Origin of the sequence: Pseudomonas sp. LP_7_YM, assembly GCF_004364435.1 — a bacterium.
In the GTDB taxonomy this organism is placed as follows: domain Bacteria; phylum Pseudomonadota; class Gammaproteobacteria; order Pseudomonadales; family Pseudomonadaceae; genus Aquipseudomonas.
In genome coordinates this window covers 56,150-76,430 of sequence record NZ_SOCT01000003.1, presented here as the reverse complement: position 1 = coordinate 76,430, position 20,281 = coordinate 56,150, and the positions used below count along the sequence as shown (strand labels likewise).

21 protein-coding genes, 1 tRNA gene and 1 pseudogene are annotated in these 20,281 nt (G+C 57.6%); 16 read left to right on the top strand and 7 right to left on the bottom strand.

Annotation, left to right across the window (positions count from 1 at the left end):
• Positions 1–390: 390 nt before the first annotated feature.
• The gene (locus tag EC915_RS09350; RefSeq protein WP_133750253.1) at positions 391–1,566 is read right to left on the bottom strand and encodes a 4-hydroxybenzoate 3-monooxygenase; all 1,176 of its coding nucleotides are present in this window, start codon (positions 1,564–1,566) and stop codon (positions 391–393) included.
• 83 nt (positions 1,567–1,649) lie between these two features.
• On the opposite strand from EC915_RS09350, the gene EC915_RS09345 reads away from it, so the two are divergent.
• Complete coding sequence (locus EC915_RS09345) at positions 1,650–2,270, top strand: TetR/AcrR family transcriptional regulator (RefSeq protein ID WP_133750252.1); 621 nt, start codon at positions 1,650–1,652, stop codon at positions 2,268–2,270.
• Positions 2,271–2,332: 62 nt separating this feature from the next.
• Here EC915_RS09345 and tnpB read toward each other — a convergent pair.
• A pseudogene (gene tnpB / locus EC915_RS25560) lies at positions 2,333–2,707 on the bottom strand (IS66 family insertion sequence element accessory protein TnpB); the annotation flags it as partial.
• 502 nt (positions 2,708–3,209) lie between these two features.
• Here tnpB and EC915_RS09335 point away from each other — a divergent pair.
• The gene (locus EC915_RS09335; protein ID WP_256658691.1) at positions 3,210–3,602 is read left to right on the top strand and encodes a reverse transcriptase domain-containing protein; all 393 of its coding nucleotides are present in this window, start codon (positions 3,210–3,212) and stop codon (positions 3,600–3,602) included.
• 352 nt (positions 3,603–3,954) lie between these two features.
• A complete protein-coding gene (locus EC915_RS09330; protein WP_133750251.1) occupies positions 3,955–4,404 on the top strand; it encodes a LexA family transcriptional regulator in 450 nt (149 codons plus the stop codon).
• 101 nt (positions 4,405–4,505) lie between these two features.
• Here the strand turns inward: EC915_RS09330 and EC915_RS09325 are convergent, their stop codons facing one another.
• Genes EC915_RS09325 through EC915_RS09315 form a run of 3 tightly spaced genes read right to left on the bottom strand, consistent with a single transcriptional unit; the run spans position 4,506 to position 8,706 of the window.
• Positions 4,506–5,954: an efflux transporter outer membrane subunit gene (locus EC915_RS09325; protein ID WP_133750250.1), complete on the bottom strand. Its 1,449-nt coding sequence runs from the start codon at positions 5,952–5,954 to the stop codon at positions 4,506–4,508.
• On the bottom strand, positions 5,951–7,075 hold the full coding sequence (locus EC915_RS09320; RefSeq protein WP_133750249.1) for an HlyD family secretion protein: 1,125 nt from the start codon (positions 7,073–7,075) through the stop codon (positions 5,951–5,953). The genes EC915_RS09325 and EC915_RS09320 overlap by 4 nt, the downstream gene beginning before the upstream one ends.
• A 32-nt stretch (positions 7,076–7,107) precedes the next feature.
• Positions 7,108–8,706 carry an MFS transporter gene (locus EC915_RS09315; protein WP_133750685.1) on the bottom strand — a complete coding sequence of 533 codons (1,599 nt, stop codon included), beginning with the start codon at positions 8,704–8,706 and terminating at the stop codon, positions 7,108–7,110.
• A gap of 190 nt (positions 8,707–8,896) precedes the next feature.
• Between EC915_RS09315 and EC915_RS09310 the strand changes: the two genes are divergently transcribed.
• The 5 genes from EC915_RS09310 to EC915_RS09290 all read left to right on the top strand — a co-directional run bounded on the left by EC915_RS09310 (position 8,897) and on the right by EC915_RS09290 (position 12,278).
• A complete protein-coding gene (locus tag EC915_RS09310) occupies positions 8,897–9,529 on the top strand; it encodes a TetR/AcrR family transcriptional regulator (RefSeq protein WP_133750248.1) in 633 nt (210 codons plus the stop codon).
• A 272-nt stretch (positions 9,530–9,801) separates the two neighbouring features.
• Positions 9,802–10,038, top strand: coding sequence for a hypothetical protein (locus EC915_RS09305; RefSeq protein ID WP_133750247.1), 237 nt, complete (start codon positions 9,802–9,804; stop codon positions 10,036–10,038).
• A gap of 147 nt (positions 10,039–10,185) precedes the next feature.
• Complete coding sequence (locus EC915_RS09300) at positions 10,186–10,902, top strand: tRNA (adenine(22)-N(1))-methyltransferase TrmK (RefSeq protein WP_305955395.1); 717 nt, start codon at positions 10,186–10,188, stop codon at positions 10,900–10,902.
• Between the two features lie 175 nt (positions 10,903–11,077).
• Positions 11,078–11,153, top strand: a tRNA-Asn gene (locus EC915_RS09295).
• Between the two features lie 537 nt (positions 11,154–11,690).
• Positions 11,691–12,278: a hypothetical protein gene (locus tag EC915_RS09290; protein WP_177413363.1), complete on the top strand. Its 588-nt coding sequence runs from the start codon at positions 11,691–11,693 to the stop codon at positions 12,276–12,278.
• Between the two features lie 116 nt (positions 12,279–12,394).
• Here EC915_RS09290 and EC915_RS09285 read toward each other — a convergent pair whose 3' ends face one another.
• Positions 12,395–12,763: an NUDIX hydrolase gene (locus EC915_RS09285; RefSeq protein WP_133750245.1), complete on the bottom strand. Its 369-nt coding sequence runs from the start codon at positions 12,761–12,763 to the stop codon at positions 12,395–12,397.
• Between the two features lie 516 nt (positions 12,764–13,279).
• Here EC915_RS09285 and EC915_RS09280 point away from each other — a divergent pair.
• The 8 genes from EC915_RS09280 to EC915_RS09245 all read left to right on the top strand — a co-directional run bounded on the left by EC915_RS09280 (position 13,280) and on the right by EC915_RS09245 (position 19,848).
• The gene (locus EC915_RS09280) at positions 13,280–14,128 is read left to right on the top strand and encodes a transporter substrate-binding domain-containing protein (RefSeq protein ID WP_133750244.1); all 849 of its coding nucleotides are present in this window, start codon (positions 13,280–13,282) and stop codon (positions 14,126–14,128) included.
• Positions 14,129–14,192: 64 nt separating this feature from the next.
• Positions 14,193–14,855, top strand: coding sequence for an amino acid ABC transporter permease (locus EC915_RS09275; protein WP_133750243.1), 663 nt, complete (start codon positions 14,193–14,195; stop codon positions 14,853–14,855).
• 12 nt (positions 14,856–14,867) lie between these two features.
• A complete protein-coding gene (locus tag EC915_RS09270; RefSeq protein WP_133750242.1) occupies positions 14,868–15,530 on the top strand; it encodes an amino acid ABC transporter permease in 663 nt (220 codons plus the stop codon).
• On the top strand, positions 15,527–16,318 hold the full coding sequence (locus tag EC915_RS09265; protein ID WP_133750241.1) for an amino acid ABC transporter ATP-binding protein: 792 nt from the start codon (positions 15,527–15,529) through the stop codon (positions 16,316–16,318). The genes EC915_RS09270 and EC915_RS09265 overlap by 4 nt, the downstream gene beginning before the upstream one ends.
• Before the next feature lie 23 nt (positions 16,319–16,341).
• The gene (locus tag EC915_RS09260) at positions 16,342–16,728 is read left to right on the top strand and encodes a RidA family protein (protein WP_133750240.1); all 387 of its coding nucleotides are present in this window, start codon (positions 16,342–16,344) and stop codon (positions 16,726–16,728) included.
• A 140-nt stretch (positions 16,729–16,868) separates the two neighbouring features.
• A complete protein-coding gene (locus tag EC915_RS09255) occupies positions 16,869–17,633 on the top strand; it encodes an IclR family transcriptional regulator (protein WP_133750239.1) in 765 nt (254 codons plus the stop codon).
• 55 nt (positions 17,634–17,688) lie between these two features.
• Positions 17,689–18,894, top strand: coding sequence for an amino acid deaminase (locus EC915_RS09250; protein WP_133750238.1), 1,206 nt, complete (start codon positions 17,689–17,691; stop codon positions 18,892–18,894).
• Positions 18,895–18,906: 12 nt separating this feature from the next.
• Entirely contained in the window at positions 18,907–19,848 is a 942-nt protein-coding gene (locus tag EC915_RS09245) for a sugar kinase (protein WP_133750237.1), read from the top strand.
• A 49-nt stretch (positions 19,849–19,897) separates the two neighbouring features.
• On the opposite strand, the gene EC915_RS09240 is transcribed toward EC915_RS09245, so the two are convergent.
• Positions 19,898–20,173, bottom strand: coding sequence for a peptidylprolyl isomerase (locus EC915_RS09240; RefSeq protein ID WP_133750236.1), 276 nt, complete (start codon positions 20,171–20,173; stop codon positions 19,898–19,900).
• Positions 20,174–20,281: the final 108 nt, after the last annotated feature.

The window sequence follows — 20,281 nt, the reverse complement described above, 5'->3', positions numbered from 1 at the left end:
CGTATTCGGTGCCGGGAGTCCGGTTCCAGGTCGCGGACTTCACGTTGATTTCGTAAAACAGCTGGATGTAGTGCAGAGCCTGTTAGGCAACTGTGCTTTTGTTAGTCGCATGCAACTCGAAGAACTTTCGCCGCGCATGAGCCATGCACCGATCTCGGTCAGGCCGGGCCCGAAACCCGCTTTGTAACGCCAAAATCATCGCAGACCAGCTTGCCCTTCCAGTCTTGCAGGGAGTTTCGAGCATGTTCTCCAGCACGGCTGGGCAGGACACCCGACCTCACATGCGTCCCACTGAGAAGGGCGATGAAGTCGAGCTGAAAAGGCTACCTCCGCGAGCAACCAGAAATTGCTGTCCCAGCTCCGAATCCAGATACAGCCACACTCAAGGGATCAGGCCATTCCCCGCAGATATTCGCTGTGTATACGGGCTGCTGCGGGAACATCGAATAACGCATCCAAGCGCGCTCGCGCAGTCTTCTGACAAAACGTGCCGTGCAGGGTGCTATCGCCAGCGTCGTGCATCGTGTTCGTCATCCAGCTGCTGAACTCCTGGTAGCGCCAGACATGAGGCATCACGGTATCGGTGTATGCCGCCAAGGGAGCCAAGTCATCGTCTCGCACCGCACTTATCAACGCTTGAGCCAGCATGTCGACATCGAATAGCGCCAGGTTCATTCCCTTAGCACCTGTAGGGGGAAACAGATGTGCGGCGTCACCGGCGAGAAATAACTGACCATGCTGAATCGGGACGTGTACCACTGACCGCAGTGGCACCAGTTCCCGCTCGAGAACCGCCGAATTTGTAAGACCTGCGTCACCCGTCCGAAGACGGATTTCGTCCCAAAGACGTTGATCTGGCCAGTCCGATAACTGATCATCAAGCGAGCACTGCAAATAATATCGGCTTCGATGTGGTCCGCGAGGGAGTTGACCCACAAAGCCATGCTCACTGATTCCCATGATGGGATGTGCGGCTACCGGGGCTTCCACAAGCGCTGCTAACCACGCATAGCCAAAGTCGTGAATGATGGTTGTTAGGATCCCCGCCGGAATGGAGGCGCGGCTCACACCTCGGTCCGCGTCGCAACCAGCAATATGCACACAGGTCAACTCATGTAGGCCGTTCGCGTCGGCGTAGGCAACCTGAGGGGCGACGCCCGCTTCGTTCCTGATGGTGACGTCCGTGACGCTGAATCGCACGTCTGCGCCCATTTCATCTACCAGTACCCGAAGCAGATTGTTGACCAGCATCTGCTGTGTGCAAAAGCGGCCCTCGACGGCATCTTCTTTACTGATTTCAAAGACGCGGCTGACGCCATCGGTGCGATAGTCGATGGTCTGGGCGACGGGGCCTCCAAGTAGTCGATCAGCCAAACTCCAGCGCTCGAACATTTGCACATTGCGTGCATCGACCACTCCTGCACGTTGTCGGGTCTGGACGTAACTGCGGTCGCGCCGCTCAAGGACTATGCAAGTGATACCGGCGACTTTGAGGAATGTGGCTAACGTCAAGCCTGCTACGCCGGCCCCAATGATGACTACGGGGGTATTTTCTTGGATTGCCATGGTGCACCTCCACCGCTGATAGGATGGAGGTCAAGATATAAGTATTTGATTGCTTCTTCTAATCACATCCGGCGACTACCTTAATGATGAAAAAACCGAGGCAGATGAGCCCGAAAAAACTGCCGATTCAGGCTCGGGCGGTGGCAACGGTTGAAGCTTTGGTCGAGGCAGCTACTTACATTTTGGCTCGCTCCGGCCCTGCGGGGCTCACTGCTAATAAAGTCGCAGACAAGGCCGGGGTCAACATCGCATCCTTCTATCAATACTTCCCTAACAAAGAGGCGCTGCTTTTTTACATCGTACGGCAGACTTGGGAGCGTCAACTGGCCAGGCTATCGCCTATCCTGACCCGCAGAGACGCCAGTCATGCAACTCGGCTACGTGATTTCCTCAGAGAGTTTTTCATGATCGAATCGGCAGAGGTGGAGCTTCGACGTGCACTTCGGGCGGCTTCGGTGGAGCTTAGAGAGATGGAGGAGTATCAGGTATTGCTACGCGACGGCGCTGAACTAACCAAAACCTTCATAGCCGATGCCGTAGGTAAGCACCTTGAACATGAGGTCGATTTTATCGTCCGATTCGTGGTGCTCATGACCACCAGCTTCGCTGAGCGCACTACTGACGAAGGAACCGATGGTGCCGAGTTGATCCGTCAGGCGGATTTGATTACTAGCATGCTGGTGAAGCAGTTTAAATTGACGTAGCCATTCAGAGACAACAAGGGAGTCATTGACCTAGCTTCCCCATGGCACGAGCGTGTTAGGCTGCGGCAATCGCAGGCACAGGTCAGTTCGTGCTCGGCAGTTCGTGGATGACTTCGATGCGCGGCAGATCAGCTGACAGTGGCTTGCGTCTGCCTCGGCGCGATGTCGCTGCAACAACTTCTTTCATCAGCGTCGCCAACCCACGGCATGGGTTCGCTTTCAGGCTCGTTGAACAGCGCCAGCTGCGGCGTTTTGCGCTCCCAATACTGCACGTTGACTCGGTTGCGGTGGCGATTCAGGAAAACGAAAAGTACGGGGTCAAACACCGCCACTTTAATATCGAGTTCGACCAGGGCAGCCAAGCCGTCGATGGATTTTCTAAAGTCGACGGGTTTCGGGTAGAGGTAAACTTTTTCAACGCTGGCGTCGGGACGCATCATGGTGAGCGGCTCCTGAGAGGAAATCGGGAGCTCAGCATCAGCTGTCAGCTATTCGCTTGGAATGTGGGGTTCGTGAAGCTTATAGAGCGCCAGCCAAGCTGGCAGTTGATAAAGGGTGAAAGTCCCTACGAGAGAAGTTATGGCGAAACACCTCGACCTCGAGTCATGCGTGATACATCGTGAGGTGTATGGCGAAGCGTTGGCAGGGGAAACCAGCAGGCGAGCCATTGAGCCGCGAAATCATGAGTCCGGGGCGCCGACGCTGTTATGCGAAGCGGAAGGCCACAGTGCGTATGACGATAATCGCAAGTCATGCTACACGCCCTGCGCGGTCGTAGACCCTGAGCATACTGGGAAGTCAACTGTACGGAAGCTGGGAGATCTCATTCGTGTCTGGTCGTGACAAGCCAGACGGGGCAGGAAAGGCCGCAAGCCAAAAGTCTGCCGTCTACGCGAATATGCATTGGATGCGTTATCGGTAGGTATACAAAGCTCGCGCGTGCGGTGGGTACTGGACGTTGATATTCAGGCGTTCTTTGACGCCCTCGATCACGACTGGATGATGTGTTTCCTGCAACATCGAATCGCAGATAGGCGAGTGCTAGCGCTGATCGCTCGATGGTTGCGTACAGGCGTTCCCGAAAATGGAAAGCGGATTGCTGCGAAGCAGAGCACGCCGCAAGGTGCGCCCATTCCGCCGTTGCTCGCCAACATCTACCTGCACCACGTGGTGGATTTGTGGATCAGGCAATGGCGCGAGCGTACTGCATGGGGTCAGATGATCGCCGTGCGATATGCAGACGACTGGATGGCTTTCGTCGTGAAATCATCGATGCGTGGAGGCATGCCCTTAAACGGCGGAGTCAGCGACATCGCCCGCATGACTGCCTAGGCCCGTTGGTTCATACCCTATCCACGAGAGCTGCCCATGCATCCTCATCCTGTAACTCGCTTCGGCGTTAAAACCCAAGGCAGGAGCCATATGCGGTAATTCTGCACGTACCGATCTGTGCAGGGGTGGCGGGTGACCGCCATTCCTGCCGCGACCGATATCTGCACAGTCGTAGCGGTGGATGATCAGTTGCTCTGCAGCCAGCGCTTTGAGGTAATAGTCTATTGGTTAGTAGTCAGTAGCCCCTCGCACATGCTGTCACCCGTCGTAATTTCCTGTCCGTGAGATTGACTGCAAGCGAGTTAGCGCGTTAACTGTATACATATACAGTTAATTGGATAACACACGCATCATGACGCTTACCATTCTTGGGCCACTGGTGGCTGGCGGCGAAAGGCTGCCCCTTTATTCATCGCACGCGCAAGCCGGATTCCCATTTCCTGCTGCCGATCACGTTAATAAACATACTTCGTTTGATGACCTGTTCGATATCCGAGCGCCGCATATTTATCTGGTCAGGATCGAAGGCGATAGCATGCAGGGCGCGGGCATCTTTTGTGGGGATCTGGTCATAGTCGACCGGAGTCTATACGCAGAGCACGGCGATATCGTAGTCGCGTCGCTTAATACCGAGCCGGTGTGCAAGCGTCTGCATATGCGTGGTCCGGACGTCATTTTGACGTCTGAAAATCCGCAATACCCGCCTCGGTATGTCCTGGAAAGCGACGACCTTATGATCTGGGGCGTGGTTAAGCACAGTATCCGCGCTCATGAAAACAGTCCGAACCGGTCTGAGCGTTGATCGACTGCAACAGCTTCGCGTATCAGCAACCAATAAAGACGCGCTTAATCAAAGCTCGCCGTAAGTGCCGATAAGCGAATCTCCATTTTCGCAATTTAGAATCAATGCACGCTGGCTGTTGATTTAGTTTGCATCCCTCGTGGCTCTGTTGCCGCCTGGTTCGGATTCGAGCCACGCCAACCTCCACCCAATGCCTGATAGAGTGAAATAACGTTATTGAGTTGACTCTCCCTGACCTGAATCGCCGCTAACTCGGTATTGAATAGATTACGTTGAGCGTCAAGCACTTCCAGATAGGAAGAGTAACCGCCCTGATAGCGATCCCGAGCGATGTTCAATGAACGGTTCAGCGTGTTTATCCGGGTGCGTATCCGCTCGATTTGCTCTTCGAAACGCTTGACTGCCGACAGCGAATTCTCCACTTCGCCGAATGCCTTGAGCGCGACGGCCCGATAGTTGTAAGCGGCCTGGTCTCGCTGCGCCGTCGCTACGCCAAGCTGCGCTTCAAGCCGTCCGCCACTGTAAATCGGAGCCAGTACGCTGACACCCAAATCCCACACCTTGACCGGATCGAAATCCAGCGCGTTGACATAGAGGCGACCGAAGCCCGCTGACAGCTGCACCTGAGGCAGGTACTCATCGCGACGTGCTTCCAGGCTGAAATCCGAAGCCGCTACCATAAGCTCTGCTTGCTGAATATCGGGACGACGTCGCAGCAACTCTGATGGCAGCATCCCTGGCACCGTAGGGGGGGTGATGTTCTGGAACAGGCTGCCGCGCGAGACGTAGCCAGGCGGCGTGCCTGTTAGCAGGCGGATGGCGTTTTCCTGCTGGCGTATCGATTGTTCCAGTTGCGGAATCATCTGCTGGGCGGATTCGTACTCGGACTGCGCCTGGGTCAGTTCCAGCTGTGAGGTATAGCCTTCATTGGCGCGGTCCTGCGCAACCATCAGTGCATCACGTCGAGACGCGGCAGTATCGCGAGTGACCTTAAGCTGGGTGTCCAGCGACAACAAGGTGATGTACGCGCGTGCAACCGTGCTCGCGACGGAAAGATGAACATTGTCCAGGTCTGTCTGAGTGGCTTGGTATTGCAGCTGAGCGGCCTTGTCCAGGTTGCGAAGACGTCCCCAAAGGTCCAACTCATACGCCACCTGGATTTCCGGTTGCACCGACCGGGAGTGAGTAATGCCGGTCACGCCCAGGTTGCGCGTTGTCTGCGCGCCGAGCGACCCGTTCAGCGTGGGCAAGAGCGCCGAATGGGCCAGGCCGATTTGCTGGCGCGCTTGCTCGACACGCGCGACTGACGTCAGGACGTCGTTGTTATGCAGCAATGCCTCATCGACCAGTTGGCTAAGGACGGGGTCATTAAAGGCTTGCCACCACTGTGCGGAGACCGGCGCCAGCACCTGCGCCGGGCCTCGCCACTGTGAAGGCGGGAAGACCTTGGCCTGCGCTGGAATCGGGGCCTTGGCGGGCGCGCAACCCGTCAAAGCGACCAGGGTTGCGAGCACCAGGCGTCGCAACGGGCTGCAGGTTGGTCGACTCATGGCGCGCTACCTTCGTCGCCCGGGCTTGCCGTGTCGACGTGTGCAACCACCGACATGCCGGGTCTGAGCCGTCGAGCCATGGGTTGGTTGGCATCCAGCTCGATTCTGACGGGAATGCGCTGGGCAACCTTGGTGAAGTTGCCGGTGGCATTATCGGGCCTTAACACGCTGAATTCGGAACCTGTGGCCGGAGCGAAGCGCTCCACGCGCCCGGTCAGTCGCGCGCCATCAAGGGCATCCAGGTCAAGGGTTGCGGCTTGTCCGGCCAGCATGTCGTTAACTTGGGTTTCCTTGTAATTGGCGATCACCCAAAGCTGCTCCGGTACCAGATACAGCAATTGCGAGCCGGCGCTGACGTATTGCCCCAAGCGTACCGATACCTCACTGAGCACACCGTCACGCGGTGCCCGGATACGGGTGTTTTCCAGGTCGATCTGCGCCAGGTGCAAAGCCGCTTGCGAGCTTCTGACGGCAGCCTCCAAGACCCCGCGCGAAACCTGGGTGGATTTGACCGTCTCCCTGGCGATATCGATCGCGGCTCGCGCTTTCTTGACATTGGCGCCTGAGGCGCGGGCGGTGGCGCGGATCTGGTCACGTTCGCGGATAGACACAGAGCCTCGCGAGGCGAGCTCATTGACCCGCGCTTCGTCGGCTCTTGCACGATCAAACTCAGCTTCGACCGAAAATAGCTCCGCTTGCCTGGAGGCCAGTGTCGCCTGGTCCGAGGCCTGGGTTTGCAGCGAGTTTTGCAGGTCTGCTTTGCGAGCGTCCAGATCGGCTGCCGCTTGTTCAACGCGCTGCTGATAAATGCGATCGTCGATCTGTATCAGTACCGTTCCTTGCTTGACAGGTTCGAAGTCCCGCACCAGCACCTCTGACACATAACCATTGACCTGCGGCGCCATGACGGTGATCTGACCCCGGACATAGGCATTCTCCGTCGTCTTGATGGCACTGTTGAACGGCCAGAATTGCCAGGCATACAGGACCAGCACGATGCCAACGACCGCCACGGCCGCCATCAGCCACAGGGCAGTACGGCTTGGCTTGATGATTTTGGGCGGATCTACCGAGGCCCCACCTGCATTGGCTGCATCGGTGGGCGAATTTGCGGTTTTCATGTTTGTTTCTGGATCAGTCTGGCTCATTGAAGTCACACAACTGCGGAGGAGGGAGTGGCTGTGGGCGGCGGTTTCGCTTTGCGTGCGGCGCGGGCGGTATGCACCAATGACCAGCACAGAAAACCGACGGTCAGTACGCCCAGCACCCGGAAGACGTCGTTGAAGGCCAACACGTTGGCCTCTCGGGTGGCGGCCTGGCTCAGCTGGGCAATGCCCTGCGCATTGCGTAACACAGGATCCGGCTGGGTCGCGGCATAGATTTGTCCCTGAATCTGCAGGCGCTGTGCGATGACGGGGTTGGTGGGGTCGATATGCGCATTGATCTGGCTGGAGTGATATTTTTCACGCAACACTTGGAAAGAGCCCAAAGCAGCTGGCCCCGCCAGGCCTCCGATACTTTGCGTGAGCGAGAAAAGCACCGCGAAGCTGACCATGTAATGAGGCCCGTTCTTGAGCGCGCTCATCACGCCTATGAGCAACAGAGGACCCATGAACATTCCTGCAGCCACTGACAACAGGAATTGGCTCAGAAACATGTTTTGCGGACGTGTCAGGTTGGTGGCATCGGCATCCATGAAACTACCGACCCCGACGAGCACGATGGACACGAGAATCTGGGGAATGGTTGCCTTTTCACTGAACGTCAGGGCGCTGCCGAGTATTCCGGTCACGAGTCCTGCGAGCATGACGGCATACAAGGGCTGGAGTTGATCGGCTGCCATGCCCAGAGTCTGTAACAGGCCGACCGCACCATAGGTCTGTTCGGAAAGAATAAAGCGCAGCATCAGTGCGCCCAGGGCAAAGCGGATCGTCTCGAGCGAAGCCAGCCAGCGGGTTTGCAGTAACGGATTCTTGCGCCGGTGCTCGATCATGACCGCTATGGTCAGCAAGACAATGGCGGCGATCAGCGCATAGCCTATCCACTGTTGAGTGTTCCACCATTGCACGCGGCCTTGGGTCAGTACTGCGGCAAACAGGCCTAGCGCAGGGGCGAGCAGAAAAAAAGTGAGGAAATCCAGCGGCTCGAAGGCCTTGATCCGTATGCCGGGAGGCAGCTTGAGAGACACGACTGCGGCCAGGCAGCACAGTGCCAAGCCCGCTTCAAAGACATACAGACGATGCCATTCGCCCATGTCCAGCAACGCGGGGGAGATGAGCCAGGCAAGGGGCGTGGCCAATTGGGAAATACCGATGCCAAGCACCAGCGCCTTGCCCATATCCGCTTTTTTGAACGCCTGTAGCATATACATCACCGCCAGGGTACTCACGCTCGCACCGGCAAAACCACTGGCAGCCCTGACAACTATCGCCATGGTGAATCCATCGATGAACACATGGGCAATCGTAAGGAGGACATAGACGGGCAGGCCAATTTCAGCAAACCGTCGCAGACCATATTGCTGGCGAAACTTAACCAGCAGCAACGCTGTTGACAGGTTCACCATCAGATAGGACGCCGGCAACCATGCAGCTTCGGAGGGGGTCAGCCCCAGGTGGCCCTGGATGTTGCCCAGGTTGGCGCTGATCAGTGCATTGCCCAAGCCACCCGTGATGCCCAGTAATACGGCGACCAGCGCGTAGGCCAAACGCACACGCGGGGTGTGATAGGGCGTAGAAGGAGAACCTGGCATCGATGGCCGTTCATAGGCTTCCCATTTCGGCGTCGGTTCAAGGTACTCAGCCAAGCGCAATCATCTCGTTAACGTTAGGGAAAAAGTGCCGCGCATTTTGCGCGATACTAGACGGGCGCGTCGAGTTTTAGTTCATTTACGGGAGTATTAACTCGGTCATAATGGAGGACCGAATCATGCACGCTTTCCCATGACCGAAAAAAAGCCCTCTTCATTCCGCTCCCCGCAGCAAGCCCGCGGCCGTGAGCGGGTATCAACGATACTGGATGCGTGCGCCCGTCTGATCGTGCTCGAGGGTGCAGCTCAGGTGACCATGCATGGCATTGCCCGAGAAGCCGGAACATCAATCGGCTCGCTTTACCATTTCTTTTCGGACAAACAGAGAGTTCTAGAGGCATTAGGCGAGCGCCATATAGAGTCGCTTGCGCTCATTACAAACCAATTGTTGGCCATTGAAGACAGCGTCTGGGTTGCGCAGAGCGCAGAAGGTGTTATTGCTCGGCTCATCCTTCCGGTCCTGCAATACACCGAACAGCACCGGGACCTGGTTTCATTGATTTTTCCGCTCGATGGTGCTGATCGCTTGAGTAACCCCGACCTGCGCCTGCGGATCGAAGGCATCTATACGCGGGTGCTTCAATTACGATTGCCCAATGCAACAGCTGACGCACGCCAAACCTACGTGTTAGCAATGATAGGGCTGCCTATGGGTGCCTTTCAGATCGCGCAGGAAAACAGTGCGGTGTCCAGGCGGATCCTGATCGAGGAGATTCCGAGAGCCTTGACTGCTTACCTCAAGGCTCTGGAAATGCTTCATATGTAACAGGGTAGATCTGTTCGGGTCATCGCTGCCACAGGCAATTACCAAGGTGATGCAGGTGCTGGATGTCACCAATGACAGGTAGGGCAGGGCAACCCTTCGAGCGGCTAGCGCTCCCCCCAGAAGCCGGGCTGAACAACGAGGCGCGAGCCGCTGAGCGGTCGTTCCACGACGAAGGATGACCAGTTGTGCGCGGTTGGAAAGAAGTCGAACTAGAAGTTGACTTTATAGTCAGGATGTCTGTAACTCTTTTTCCTTTTCTCTCAGGAATCATCATGCACACCTACACGCTCGAGTATCTGTTCAACGATGAACCACGAATGCACCGCTTTGAGCTCAAACAGCCGGAGCTATCGGTTCACGAGGCGGCTATGCACCTGCTGCAACTGCATTTCGGAGACGCGGAGAACAGTCTGATCATGCCCGATGGCGAGGCGTCGCCCGCAGAAATCCTGGAGCAGGCCAAGCGGGACGGGCTGACGCAGATCAACGTCGTCGATTCAAACGCCTGAAAGCGAATACCTCATCGCCCAATGAGTTTTGCCTGATTCATTCTGGATCCCTGCGGGCGGGCATTTGAAAAGCATTGCGTTCCCCGACAGAATCGCGACCGTTCCGGCAGCCACTTGCCGGACGCATGAACTCGGGTGGGGCAGCAATTGAACGAACAGACTTTGTCCATGCGTCTAGAGCGCGTGGCGGCCCATGTGCCGACGGGTGCTTACCTGGCGGATATCGGCTCGGATCATGGCTATCTGCCGGTTGCCTTGATCCGTCGCCGCGTTATTGCAGCAGCGGTGGCGGGCGAGGTGGCATCGACGCCTTACCAGTCGGCCCTGCGCACGGTGCATGAGAACGGACTTGGTCAGTACATCGCCGTACGCCTGGCAGATGGGCTGGCGGCTATTGAGCCGCAAGATCGCATCACGGCGATCAGCATCTGCGGCATGGGAGGGGCGACGATCCGCGACATCCTCCAAAGCGGCAAGGCAAGACTCGGTGGACAGGAGCGTCTTGTACTGCAGCCTAACGGCGGCGAGCAGCCCTTGCGCCAGTGGCTGATGGACAATGGCTACCGCGTCGTTTGCGAAGAGCTGCTGCGCGAAAATCGCTTCGATTACGAGATTATCGTCGCCGAGCGCTCAGGGCCTGTGGTGTACACCCCAGAGCAGCTTTACTTTGGGCCGCTGCAGATGCAGGCCCGTAGCCCAGCGTTTCTGCTCAAGTGGCAGCGCCTGCTGCGTCTGAAGCAGCGGACGCTGAAGGAGCTGGTCCATGCAAGAAAAGCTGTCCCGGAAGAAAAACGGCAAACGCTGGTGCAGCAAGTGGAATGGATTGTCGCCTTGCTCGGCAGCACAGCTGAAACTACCCGTTGAGTGACCCCTGGCTTTTATGTCCAGAACTGATCAGGCGCAAGCATGTTGTTTCTCCTGTGCTGGGTCGCCAGCGCTCGGCGGGCTCTGGCACACGCATGAAGTGAGCATTCACAGCCCGAAGTTTTTTCATAGGGCTGCTTGACTTCTCTTTTTCAATCAGTAAGATAGCTCGCATTCCGCGATAGCTCAGTTGGTAGAGCAAGTGACTGTTAATCACTGGGTCCCTGGTTCGAGTCCAGGTCGTGGAGCCAAACGAAATACCAAAAAGGCCAGCTTATAGCTGGCCTTTTTTTTGCGCGTTGATTTTCTCCTTTCCCTTCGCAGAGTACGCGGCAAACCCTGCGTTTTTCAGAAAGGTCTGGGGTTTCAAGCTGCTGCCTGAGGGGATGCCAGCGCTGTTCATGGGGCATCCTTACCTAGCGATCCAGAGCGCAGAGCACGCCTGAGACAGGGGCACGGTGCTGCGCATCGTCTGGCGATTGACCTTGGGCGGTAGAAACGGTTCACGTAAGGTTTGCCGCTATTTCCAATGGCATAACTGAGCGTTTCTTTGCGGTGCGACACGGGAAAAAATGGCTGCCATGGCCGGCCCATCATTTTTGGAAATATTCATAATTCGTGAAAAAGACGTGAATTATTTGTAAAAATCGGTTTCCCTTGTGCGACGTTTCTGCCCCGGTCACCGGGGCCACTGGTGGAGCATTACGTTGCAAACGACGCAAAACGATTTGAAAATCGCCTCGCTCGGAGTGTTGTTGAGATTGGTCTTGGTTGGAATTGCCTTTGGCATGATCTGGTTGGACATCGCGGTATTTCGTACACAAATTCTGGAAGTCTCATTCACTGAAATCACTCAGGAGGTCATGTTGTTCGCCTGTGCGGTGCTTTTCTGGAAGGCGCCTGGCCCATCTCAAGAGCGTGGATTCAGGATCCTCGCAGGGGGCTTTTTCGCTTGCCTGCTGATGCGCGAACTCGACGGTCTGTTCGACCCGATCAGCCACAGTGCCTGGTGCTGGCCATTCAGTTTGATCGCGATGGTGTGCATTGGCCTGGCGTTCAAAACCGGTGATCGCCGCCATACCTTTGTTGCGTTGGCCTCTTTCGCACGTACGCCGGCCTTCGGCGCCTTCTCTACGGGGCTGGGAATACTGGTGTTTTCGCGGATTTTCGGGATGGGCGTTTTGTGGCACCTGATCCTGGACGACGGTTATGCGCGCCTTGCAAAAACAACCGTTGAGGAAGGTGTAGAGCTACTGACGTATTCGATGTGGCTGGCGGCATCGATTGAGTATTTTCTGCTGCAGCGTGCCTCTGAGGTCCGAAAGGCGGATGCTCTGACGGCCAACCCCAGAGGCGAAGTGGCCACGCAATACTGACGTCGCTAACTGCATGATGCGCACTGCGTGTTTGTGACATGTAGAAATCGGTAGGGATACAGAAAGCGAAACCGGCTGAGCCTGGCCGGTTCGCTCAGCTACCGAGTCGGGCTTGGCTAGACAATCGCATCATTCAAAAATGCTTTAACGATGGATTTGGCCGAGGGGTTGACCTTCAAGTCATTGAGCTCCTTGGCCGTGAACCACCTGCAATCGGCGATTTCGTTATTCGGCGCAGGTGTAGCCATGAACGTGACCGACACTTCGAATACGTGATGGAGCACGCTCGCTCCTTCAAAGCGCGTTACATAGGCCAGTTCCTGAAGGATTAATCCGGTTTCTTCGCGCAGCTCCCGAGCGGCTGCCTGGGCAGGAGACTCGTTGGCCTCGACCTTGCCGCCGGGCAGCGTCCAGCGCGCTTTGGCCTTGCGCACATAGAGAATCTGGTTGTTGCGACGGCAGATCACCGTAGCTCGTTCTTTCATTGGATCTTCCTCCACCGTACGACCTGTGAGATGCGCACTGCCTACGCCTCGTCACGCAGTCGTCACAAAAGCTTCATAAAAGGCTTTGAAGCACTAACGGTGCCAATGTTCCCCCTACTCTGGATGTCGGCAGGTTGCGGCATGTCCTTAGTCAATGCAGCGTAGCCAATGCCGAAATAGCCAGAGCTGCAATTGCGTGACGTTTTAACACCTGAATCAGGCTCACGGAACCTCCAGCGCCTGTCTTCAAACCTTGCGGTGCACCTGTGTGGCCTTCCTTGCACAACCTTGGGTCAGCATAGGCACTGCACGTCACCGTTGGGGCAAACAGTAGCGAAGTGTGCTGTGCGCCTCTGCAGTCTCGTTAGTTAATGCTGCCTTATGTCCTGATTTTTCAGGCTTTTCAGTTACCGTGTTCTGTCTGCCGATCTGTGGCACACTTTCTGCTATCTATTCCGTTGTTACATACATTGTTCCGTTATAGCGGAATAGATATTTTTCGGCGGAGTTCATCACATGCATCGCGGATCTTTTTTTCTAAAAGCCTGTGCGTTCGTTCTCGCGGCTATGGCAATCCAGGCCACGACGGCTCAGGCTGCTGACGGCAAGCTCGACAGCGTGCTGCAGCGCGGCCACCTGGTTGTTGGTACCGGCAGCACCAACGCCCCGTGGCACTTCCAGGGTGCGGATGGCAAATTGCAGGGCTTCGATATAGACATTGCGCGCCTTGTCGCCAAGGGCCTGTTCAATGACCCGAGCAAAGTTGAGTTTGTGGTGCAGTCCTCCGATGCGCGGATTCCCAATCTGCTGACCGACAAAGTCGACATGAGCTGTCAGTTCATCACCGTGACCGCCAGCCGCGCGCAACAGGTCGCTTTCACGCTGCCGTACTACCGCGAGGGCGTGGCGCTGCTGCTTCCGGCCAACAGCAAGTACAAGGAAATCGATGACCTGAAAGCGGCAGGTGACGGCATCACTGTTGCTGTGCTGCAGAACGTCTACGCCGAGGAACTGGTGCATCAGGCGCTGCCCACGGCCAAGGTCGATCAGTACGACAGCGTCGATCTGATGTACCAGGCGATCAACTCAGGCCGTGCCGACGCCGCGGCCACCGATCAGTCCTCGGTCAAATACCTGATGGTGCAGAACCCTGGTCGTTACCGTTCGCCCGGCTTCGCCTGGAGCCCGCAGACCTACGCCTGTGCAGTGAAGCGGGGTGATCAGGACTGGCTGAACTTCGTCAATACCGCGCTGCATGAGGCTATGACCGGCGTGGAGTTCCCGGCCTATGCCGAGTCGTTCAAGAAATGGTTTGGCGTCGATTTGCCCACGCCACAGATCGGCTTCCCTATGGAATACAAGTGATACGTCCTGCAATTGAAAGGGCAGGCAAGCACGTGTTGGCTTCCCGTCCCAGGTGTAACTGACCATGAATTATCAGTTGAACTTTGCAGCGGTCTGGCGGGACTTCCCCAGTCTGCTGGCCGGGCTGGGGCTGGGCTTTGAACTGGCTCTGATCTCCATCGCCATAGGCTGTGTGATCGGCTTGGCGGCAGCGTTTGCCATGCTGTCGCGCTATCGCGGCTTGCAGATGGTGTCTTCGATTTACGTCACGGTGATCCGCAACACGCCGATTCTGGTGCTGATCCTGCTGATCTACTTCGCCTTGCCGAGTTTGGGCATTCGCCTGGACAAGATTGCTTCGTTCATCGTCACCCTGTCGCTTTACGCCGGGGCCTACCTGACCGAAGTGTTCCGCGCCGGCTTGTTGAGCACTCACAAGGGCCAACGTGAAGCAGGGCTGGCCATCGGGCTGGGCGAGTGGCAGGTGCGGGCCTACATCATCGTGCCGGTGATGCTGCGCAACGTGCTGCCGGCGTTGTCGAACAACTTCATCTCGTTGTTCAAGGACACCTCGCTGGCCGCCGCCATCGCCGTGCCGGAACTGACGTATTACGCGCGCAAGATCAACGTCGAAAGCTACCGGGTGATCGAAACCTGGCTGGTGACCACGGCGTTGTATGTCGCGGCCTGTTACCTCATTGCCATGCTCTTGCGCTACCTCGAACAGCGCTTGGCGATTCGCCGCTAGGAGGCCCCTGACATGTACGCACAACCTACCTGGCTGCATGAGCTGTGGATCGCTCGCGAAGCACTCTGCAATGGCTTTCTGACCAGCGTGCAGTGCGCAGGGCTGGCGATCATCTTCGGCACCTTGATCGGCGTATTTGCCGGGTTGAGCCTGACCTACGGCAAGCTGTGGGTACGCCTGCCGTTTCGCTGTTATGTCGATCTGATCCGCGGCACGCCGGTCTTCGTGCTGGTGCTGGCCTGCTTTTATATGGCCCCGGCTCTGGGCTGGCAGATCAGCGCATTCAATGCTGGCGCATTGGGGCTGACACTGTTCTGCGGCTCCCATGTCGCGGAAATCGTAAGGGGTGCCTTGCAGGCGATTCCGCGAGGTCAACTTGAGGCGGGCAAAGCCATCGGCCTGACGTTTAACCAGTCGCTGAGCTATGTGCTGCTGCCTCAGGCGCTGCGTCAGATCCTCCCGACCTGGGTCAACTCGTCTACCGAAATCGTCAAGGCCTCGACCTTGCTCTCGGTCATTGGTGTCGCCGAATTGCTGCTCAGCACCCAGCAGGTGATCGCACGCAACTTCATGACCCTGCAGTTTTACCTGTTCGCCGGGTTTCTCTTCTTCGTCATCAACTACGCCATCGAGCTTCTTGGACGGCAAATCGAAAAACGGGTGGCCTTGCCATGACACAGACTCAAATCGCAACCGCCGCCCCGGCACTGCTGAGCATCGAAGGGCTGCACAAATCCTACGGCGCTGTAGAAGTGCTCAAAGGCGTGGACCTTACGATGAACAAGGGCAACGTAGTAACCCTGATCGGCTCCAGCGGTTCGGGCAAGACCACGTTGCTACGCTGTGTGAACCTGCTGGAAGAATTTCAGGGCGGGCGCATTCGGCTGGAGGGGCAGGACATCGGCTACAACGAGATCAATGGCAAGCGGATACGTCATCCAGAGAAAGTCATCGCTCAGCACCGGTCCATGACCGGCATGGCTTTTCAGCAATTCAACCTTTTTCCGCACCTGACTGCCCTGCAGAACGTCACGCTCGGCCTGCTCAAGGTCAAAAAGCTGTCCAAGGATCAAGCCATCGCTCTGGCCGAGAAGTGGCTGGAGCGGGTCGGTCTGTTGGAGCGTCGTAATCATTATCCTGGCCAGCTTTCCGGTGGTCAGCAACAGCGTGTGGCGATCGCCCGCGCCATTGCCATGAACCCGAGCCTGATGCTGTTCGATGAAGTGACTTCGGCGCTGGACCCGGAGTTGGTGGGTGAGGTGCTCAGCGTGATCAAAGGCTTGGCCGAAGAGGGCATGACCATGCTGCTGGTGACTCACGAAATGCGCTTCGCCTATGAAGTGTCCGACCAGATTGTATTCATGAATCAGGGGCGCATCGAAGAACAGGGCCCACCCAAGACGCTGTTCGAGCAACCGAAGTCGGCTCGGCTGGCAGAATTCCTCAAGAACATTCGTTTTTAAACGCTCAATCAAAGGAGATTTTCATGAGCATTATTCGTTATGGCGCTGGCAGCACAGCAGGTGGCGGCCAGCCACGTCCATTCGCTCGCGCTGTAGAGGCCGATGGCTGGCTGCATGTGTCCGGTCAGGTGCCAGCGGAAAACGGCGAAATCATTAACGGCGGTATCGTCGAGCAGACCCACAAGACCCTGCAGAACCTGGTCGCCATTCTGACTGAGGCCGGTTACAGCCTGGAGGATGTCGTCCGGGTGGGTGTCTGGTTGGAAGACCCGCGTGACTTCTGGAGTTTCAACAAGGTGTTCGGCGAGTACTTTAAACCCGAGCACGCGCCCGCACGGGCCTGTGTGCAGGCGAACATGATGGTCGATTGCAAGATCGAGATTGATTGCGTCGCTTACAAGCAGAAGTAAGCAGCGGCACGCTTTCAAGCTGCGGGCTGACCCTGTTGATGCGGCGCTTGCAGCTCGATACTTGCCGCTGGAAACTGACGCGTCTTTGTAAGGCCAGCGGTGCGTTATGCACCCGCGCCGCTTATCTGGGAACTGCTTTTATGACCCAAGACACCATCAAACGCCGTGCCCGAGGTCTGGATCGTGCGTTCGATATTCTCGATTTCCTCAAGGAAAAGGGAACGCCATTGCGCCCGAACGAAATCGCCACTGGCATCGGCAGCCCGAAATCGACGGTGTATGAGCTGGTCAGCTCGCTGCTGGAGCGGCGCATTCTCGAAACCGTGGGCAAGGACGGTCACGTTTATCTTGGGCGGCAACTGTATTTCCTCGGGCAGGCGCACCTGCGCCATTTCGACTTCACCCGCGAGGCCGAAATGAGCCTGGATGAAATCGTTGAGCAGACCCGCGAGACCGCGCAGATGTGCCTGCTCAACGGCCGCAAATACACGGTCGCGCTGATGAAGGAAGGCGCCCGGCATTTCCGCATTTCCTCGGACATCGGCGAGGACGCACCCATCCCGTGGACGGCGTCCGGTCGCCTGCTGCTGGGACACCTCAGCGATCAGCAGATCATCGACCTGATCGACCCTGAAGACTTCATTCTTCCGGACGGCACACGCCTGCCGCTGGAGAGCTTTCTAAGCGAAATCCGCAAGGCCCACGAAGAAGGCTTTTTCTCTTTCAACAGCATCGCCGACACCTTTACCCATTGCTTTGCAGCGCCGGTGAAGGACAAGCAAGGCATTTGCGTCGCGACGCTGTGCATCGTCGCGCCACGTGCCGACGCCACCGCGCACTACGACGACTACCGGCGCGTGTTGATCGACAGTGCCAATGGCCTTGGGCGGCGGGTCAACGATTAAAGACTGCGTCACTTGCAGGCAGACAAGACACAAACAAGAATTCTGGAGAACAGACATGACCATTGCCACCCTTGAAAAGGGCGCCGCCAACCCGGGCGACCACTTAGTGCGGGATGTCAGCCTGCCCGCGCTAGTGATTCATGACAAGGCGCTCAAACACAACCTGCGCTGGATGCAGAAGTTCGTCACCGACAGCGGCGCGGAACTCGCGCCCCACGGCAAGACCAGCATGGTGCCGGCGCTGTTTCAGCGTCAGTTGCAGCACGGCGCCTGGGGCATGACCCTGGCCACCGCCACTCAGGCCCGCGCAGCCTACGCCCATGGCGTTCATCGTGTGCTGATGGCCAACCAACTGGTGGGCGCGCCGAACATGGCAATCATCGCCGACATGCTCTGCGACTCGATGTTCGACTTCCATTGCATGGTCGATCACCCGGACAACGTCCAGGCGCTGGGCGAATTTTTCGCCGCCCGGGGCCTGCACCTGAATGTGATGATTGAGTACGGCGTGGTGGGCGGGCGCTGCGGTTGCCGCACTGAGGCCGACGTCATGGCTCTGACTGATGCCATTGCAGCGCAGCCCGCGCTGAAGCTCACGGGTATCGAAGGTTATGAAGGCGTGATCCATGGCGATCAGGCGGTCAATGGCATTCGTCAGTTCGCGGCCTCTCTGGTGCGTCTGGCGGTAACACTGCAGGACAAGGGCGCATTCGCCCTGGAGCGTCCGATCGTGACTGCCTCCGGTTCTGCCTGGTATGACCTGATTGCCGAAGAGTTCGACAAACAGCAGGTCCGCGAGCGCTTCCTCAGCGTGTTGCGCCCCGGCAGCTACGTGGTGCATGACCACGGCATCTACAAAGACGCGCAGTGCTGTGTGCTGGATCGCCGTCACGACCTGAGTGAAGGACTGCAACCGGCCATGGAAGTCTGGGCCCACGTGCAATCGATGCCGGAACCAGGTTTGGCCGTGATTGCCTTGGGCAAGCGTGACGTGGCCTACGACGCCGGCCTGCCGAGCCCCATCAAGCGCTACAAAGCGGGCGTGGTCCCGGCTCAGGGTGATGATGTGAGTGCCTGTAAGGTGACTGCGGTCATGGATCAGCATGCATTCATGACGGTAGCGCCGGGTTGCGAGTTGAAGGTGGGTGACATCATCTCCTTTGGCACTTCACATCCCTGCCTGACGTTCGACAAATGGCGCACGGGCTGTCTGGTCGGTGACGATCTGAGTGTCATCGAAGCCTTTGCGACATTCTTCTGACAGGAGTCTGTGATGAGCGAGTTGGTCAGTCACAGTCATCCCCGGGTTGCCCTGATCGGCGAATGCATGATCGAGTTGCAGCAGCACGCCAACGGCGCCCTCAGGCAGAGCTACGGCGGCGACACGCTGAATACGGCGGTGTATCTCTCGCGGCTGCTGGGATCGGCGTCACAGGTGGATTACGTCACCGCGTTGGGGGATGACAGCTTCAGCGACGCCATGTGCGCGAGCTGGGCCGAGGAGGGCATAGGCCTGAGTCATGTGCAGCGCCTGCCGGGGCGTTTGCCAGGCTTGTATTGCATTCAGACCGACGCCAACGGCGAGCGGCGCTTCCTGTATTGGCGCAATGAAGCGGCGGTGCGTGAGTGTTTTACCACGCCATCGGCCGAGCCCATCCTGGCGGCTCTGCCTGAGTACGACGTGTTGTATTTCAGCGGCATCACCTTGGCGGTGCTTGGAGAAGTGGGCCGGGCGCGGTTGTTGTCGAGCCTGGGCGATGCGCGTGATCGTGGCGCGCGGGTGGTGTTCGACAATAACTATCGGCCACGACTCTGGCGCAGCGTCGATCAGGCGCGGCAGGCCTATCGGGCGGTGATGCATGAAGTGGACGTTGCGCTGCTTACTGAGGACGACGAGCTCGCCCTGTTCGGCTATGCCGACGCTGAGCAGATCATGACGGCCTATCGGGACCTTGGCATTGCCGAAGTGGTGATCAAGCGCGGCGCGCAAAGTTGCCTGGTGTGTGCGGACAATCAGCGGTATGAAGTGGCGGCGCAGCCCGTGCACAAGGTCATTGACACCACGGCGGCGGGGGACTCGTTCAGCGCGGCGTATCTGGCGTGGCGCTTGCGTGGCGGCAGCCCCGAAGATGCGGCGGCGGCCGGGCACCGACTGGCAAGCCTGGTGATTCAGCATCCAGGCGCGTTGATACCACGCAGTGTGATGCCGGCTTGAGGCTCAGGCCCGTCACTCACTCTTTGCGGGAGTGACGGGCGCAACGGCTTCAATCCCGATAAAACACCTGCACCAGGTGATAGCCGAACTTGCTCTTCACCGGCCCATGCACCGTACGCAGGGGCTTTTTGAAAATGACCTGATCGATGGCCCCGACCATCTGCCCCGGTCGAACTTCGCCCAGATCGCCGCCGCGCTTGCCAGACGGGCAGGTGGAGTACTTCCTGGCCAGCACATCAAAGGCTTCGCCCTTGGCGATGCGTTGCTTGAGCTGCTCGGCCTCCTCAGAGGTCTTGACCAGAATGTGGCGGGCTTGAGCTTTCATGATGAAAATCGCCTCGATAAAAAAGCCGCGCATTATGCCCTTGCCCGGCGGATTTCAGGTAATTTCCTTCACCTTGGCCGCACGAGCGTAGCGCTGCTGCCTGGCTTG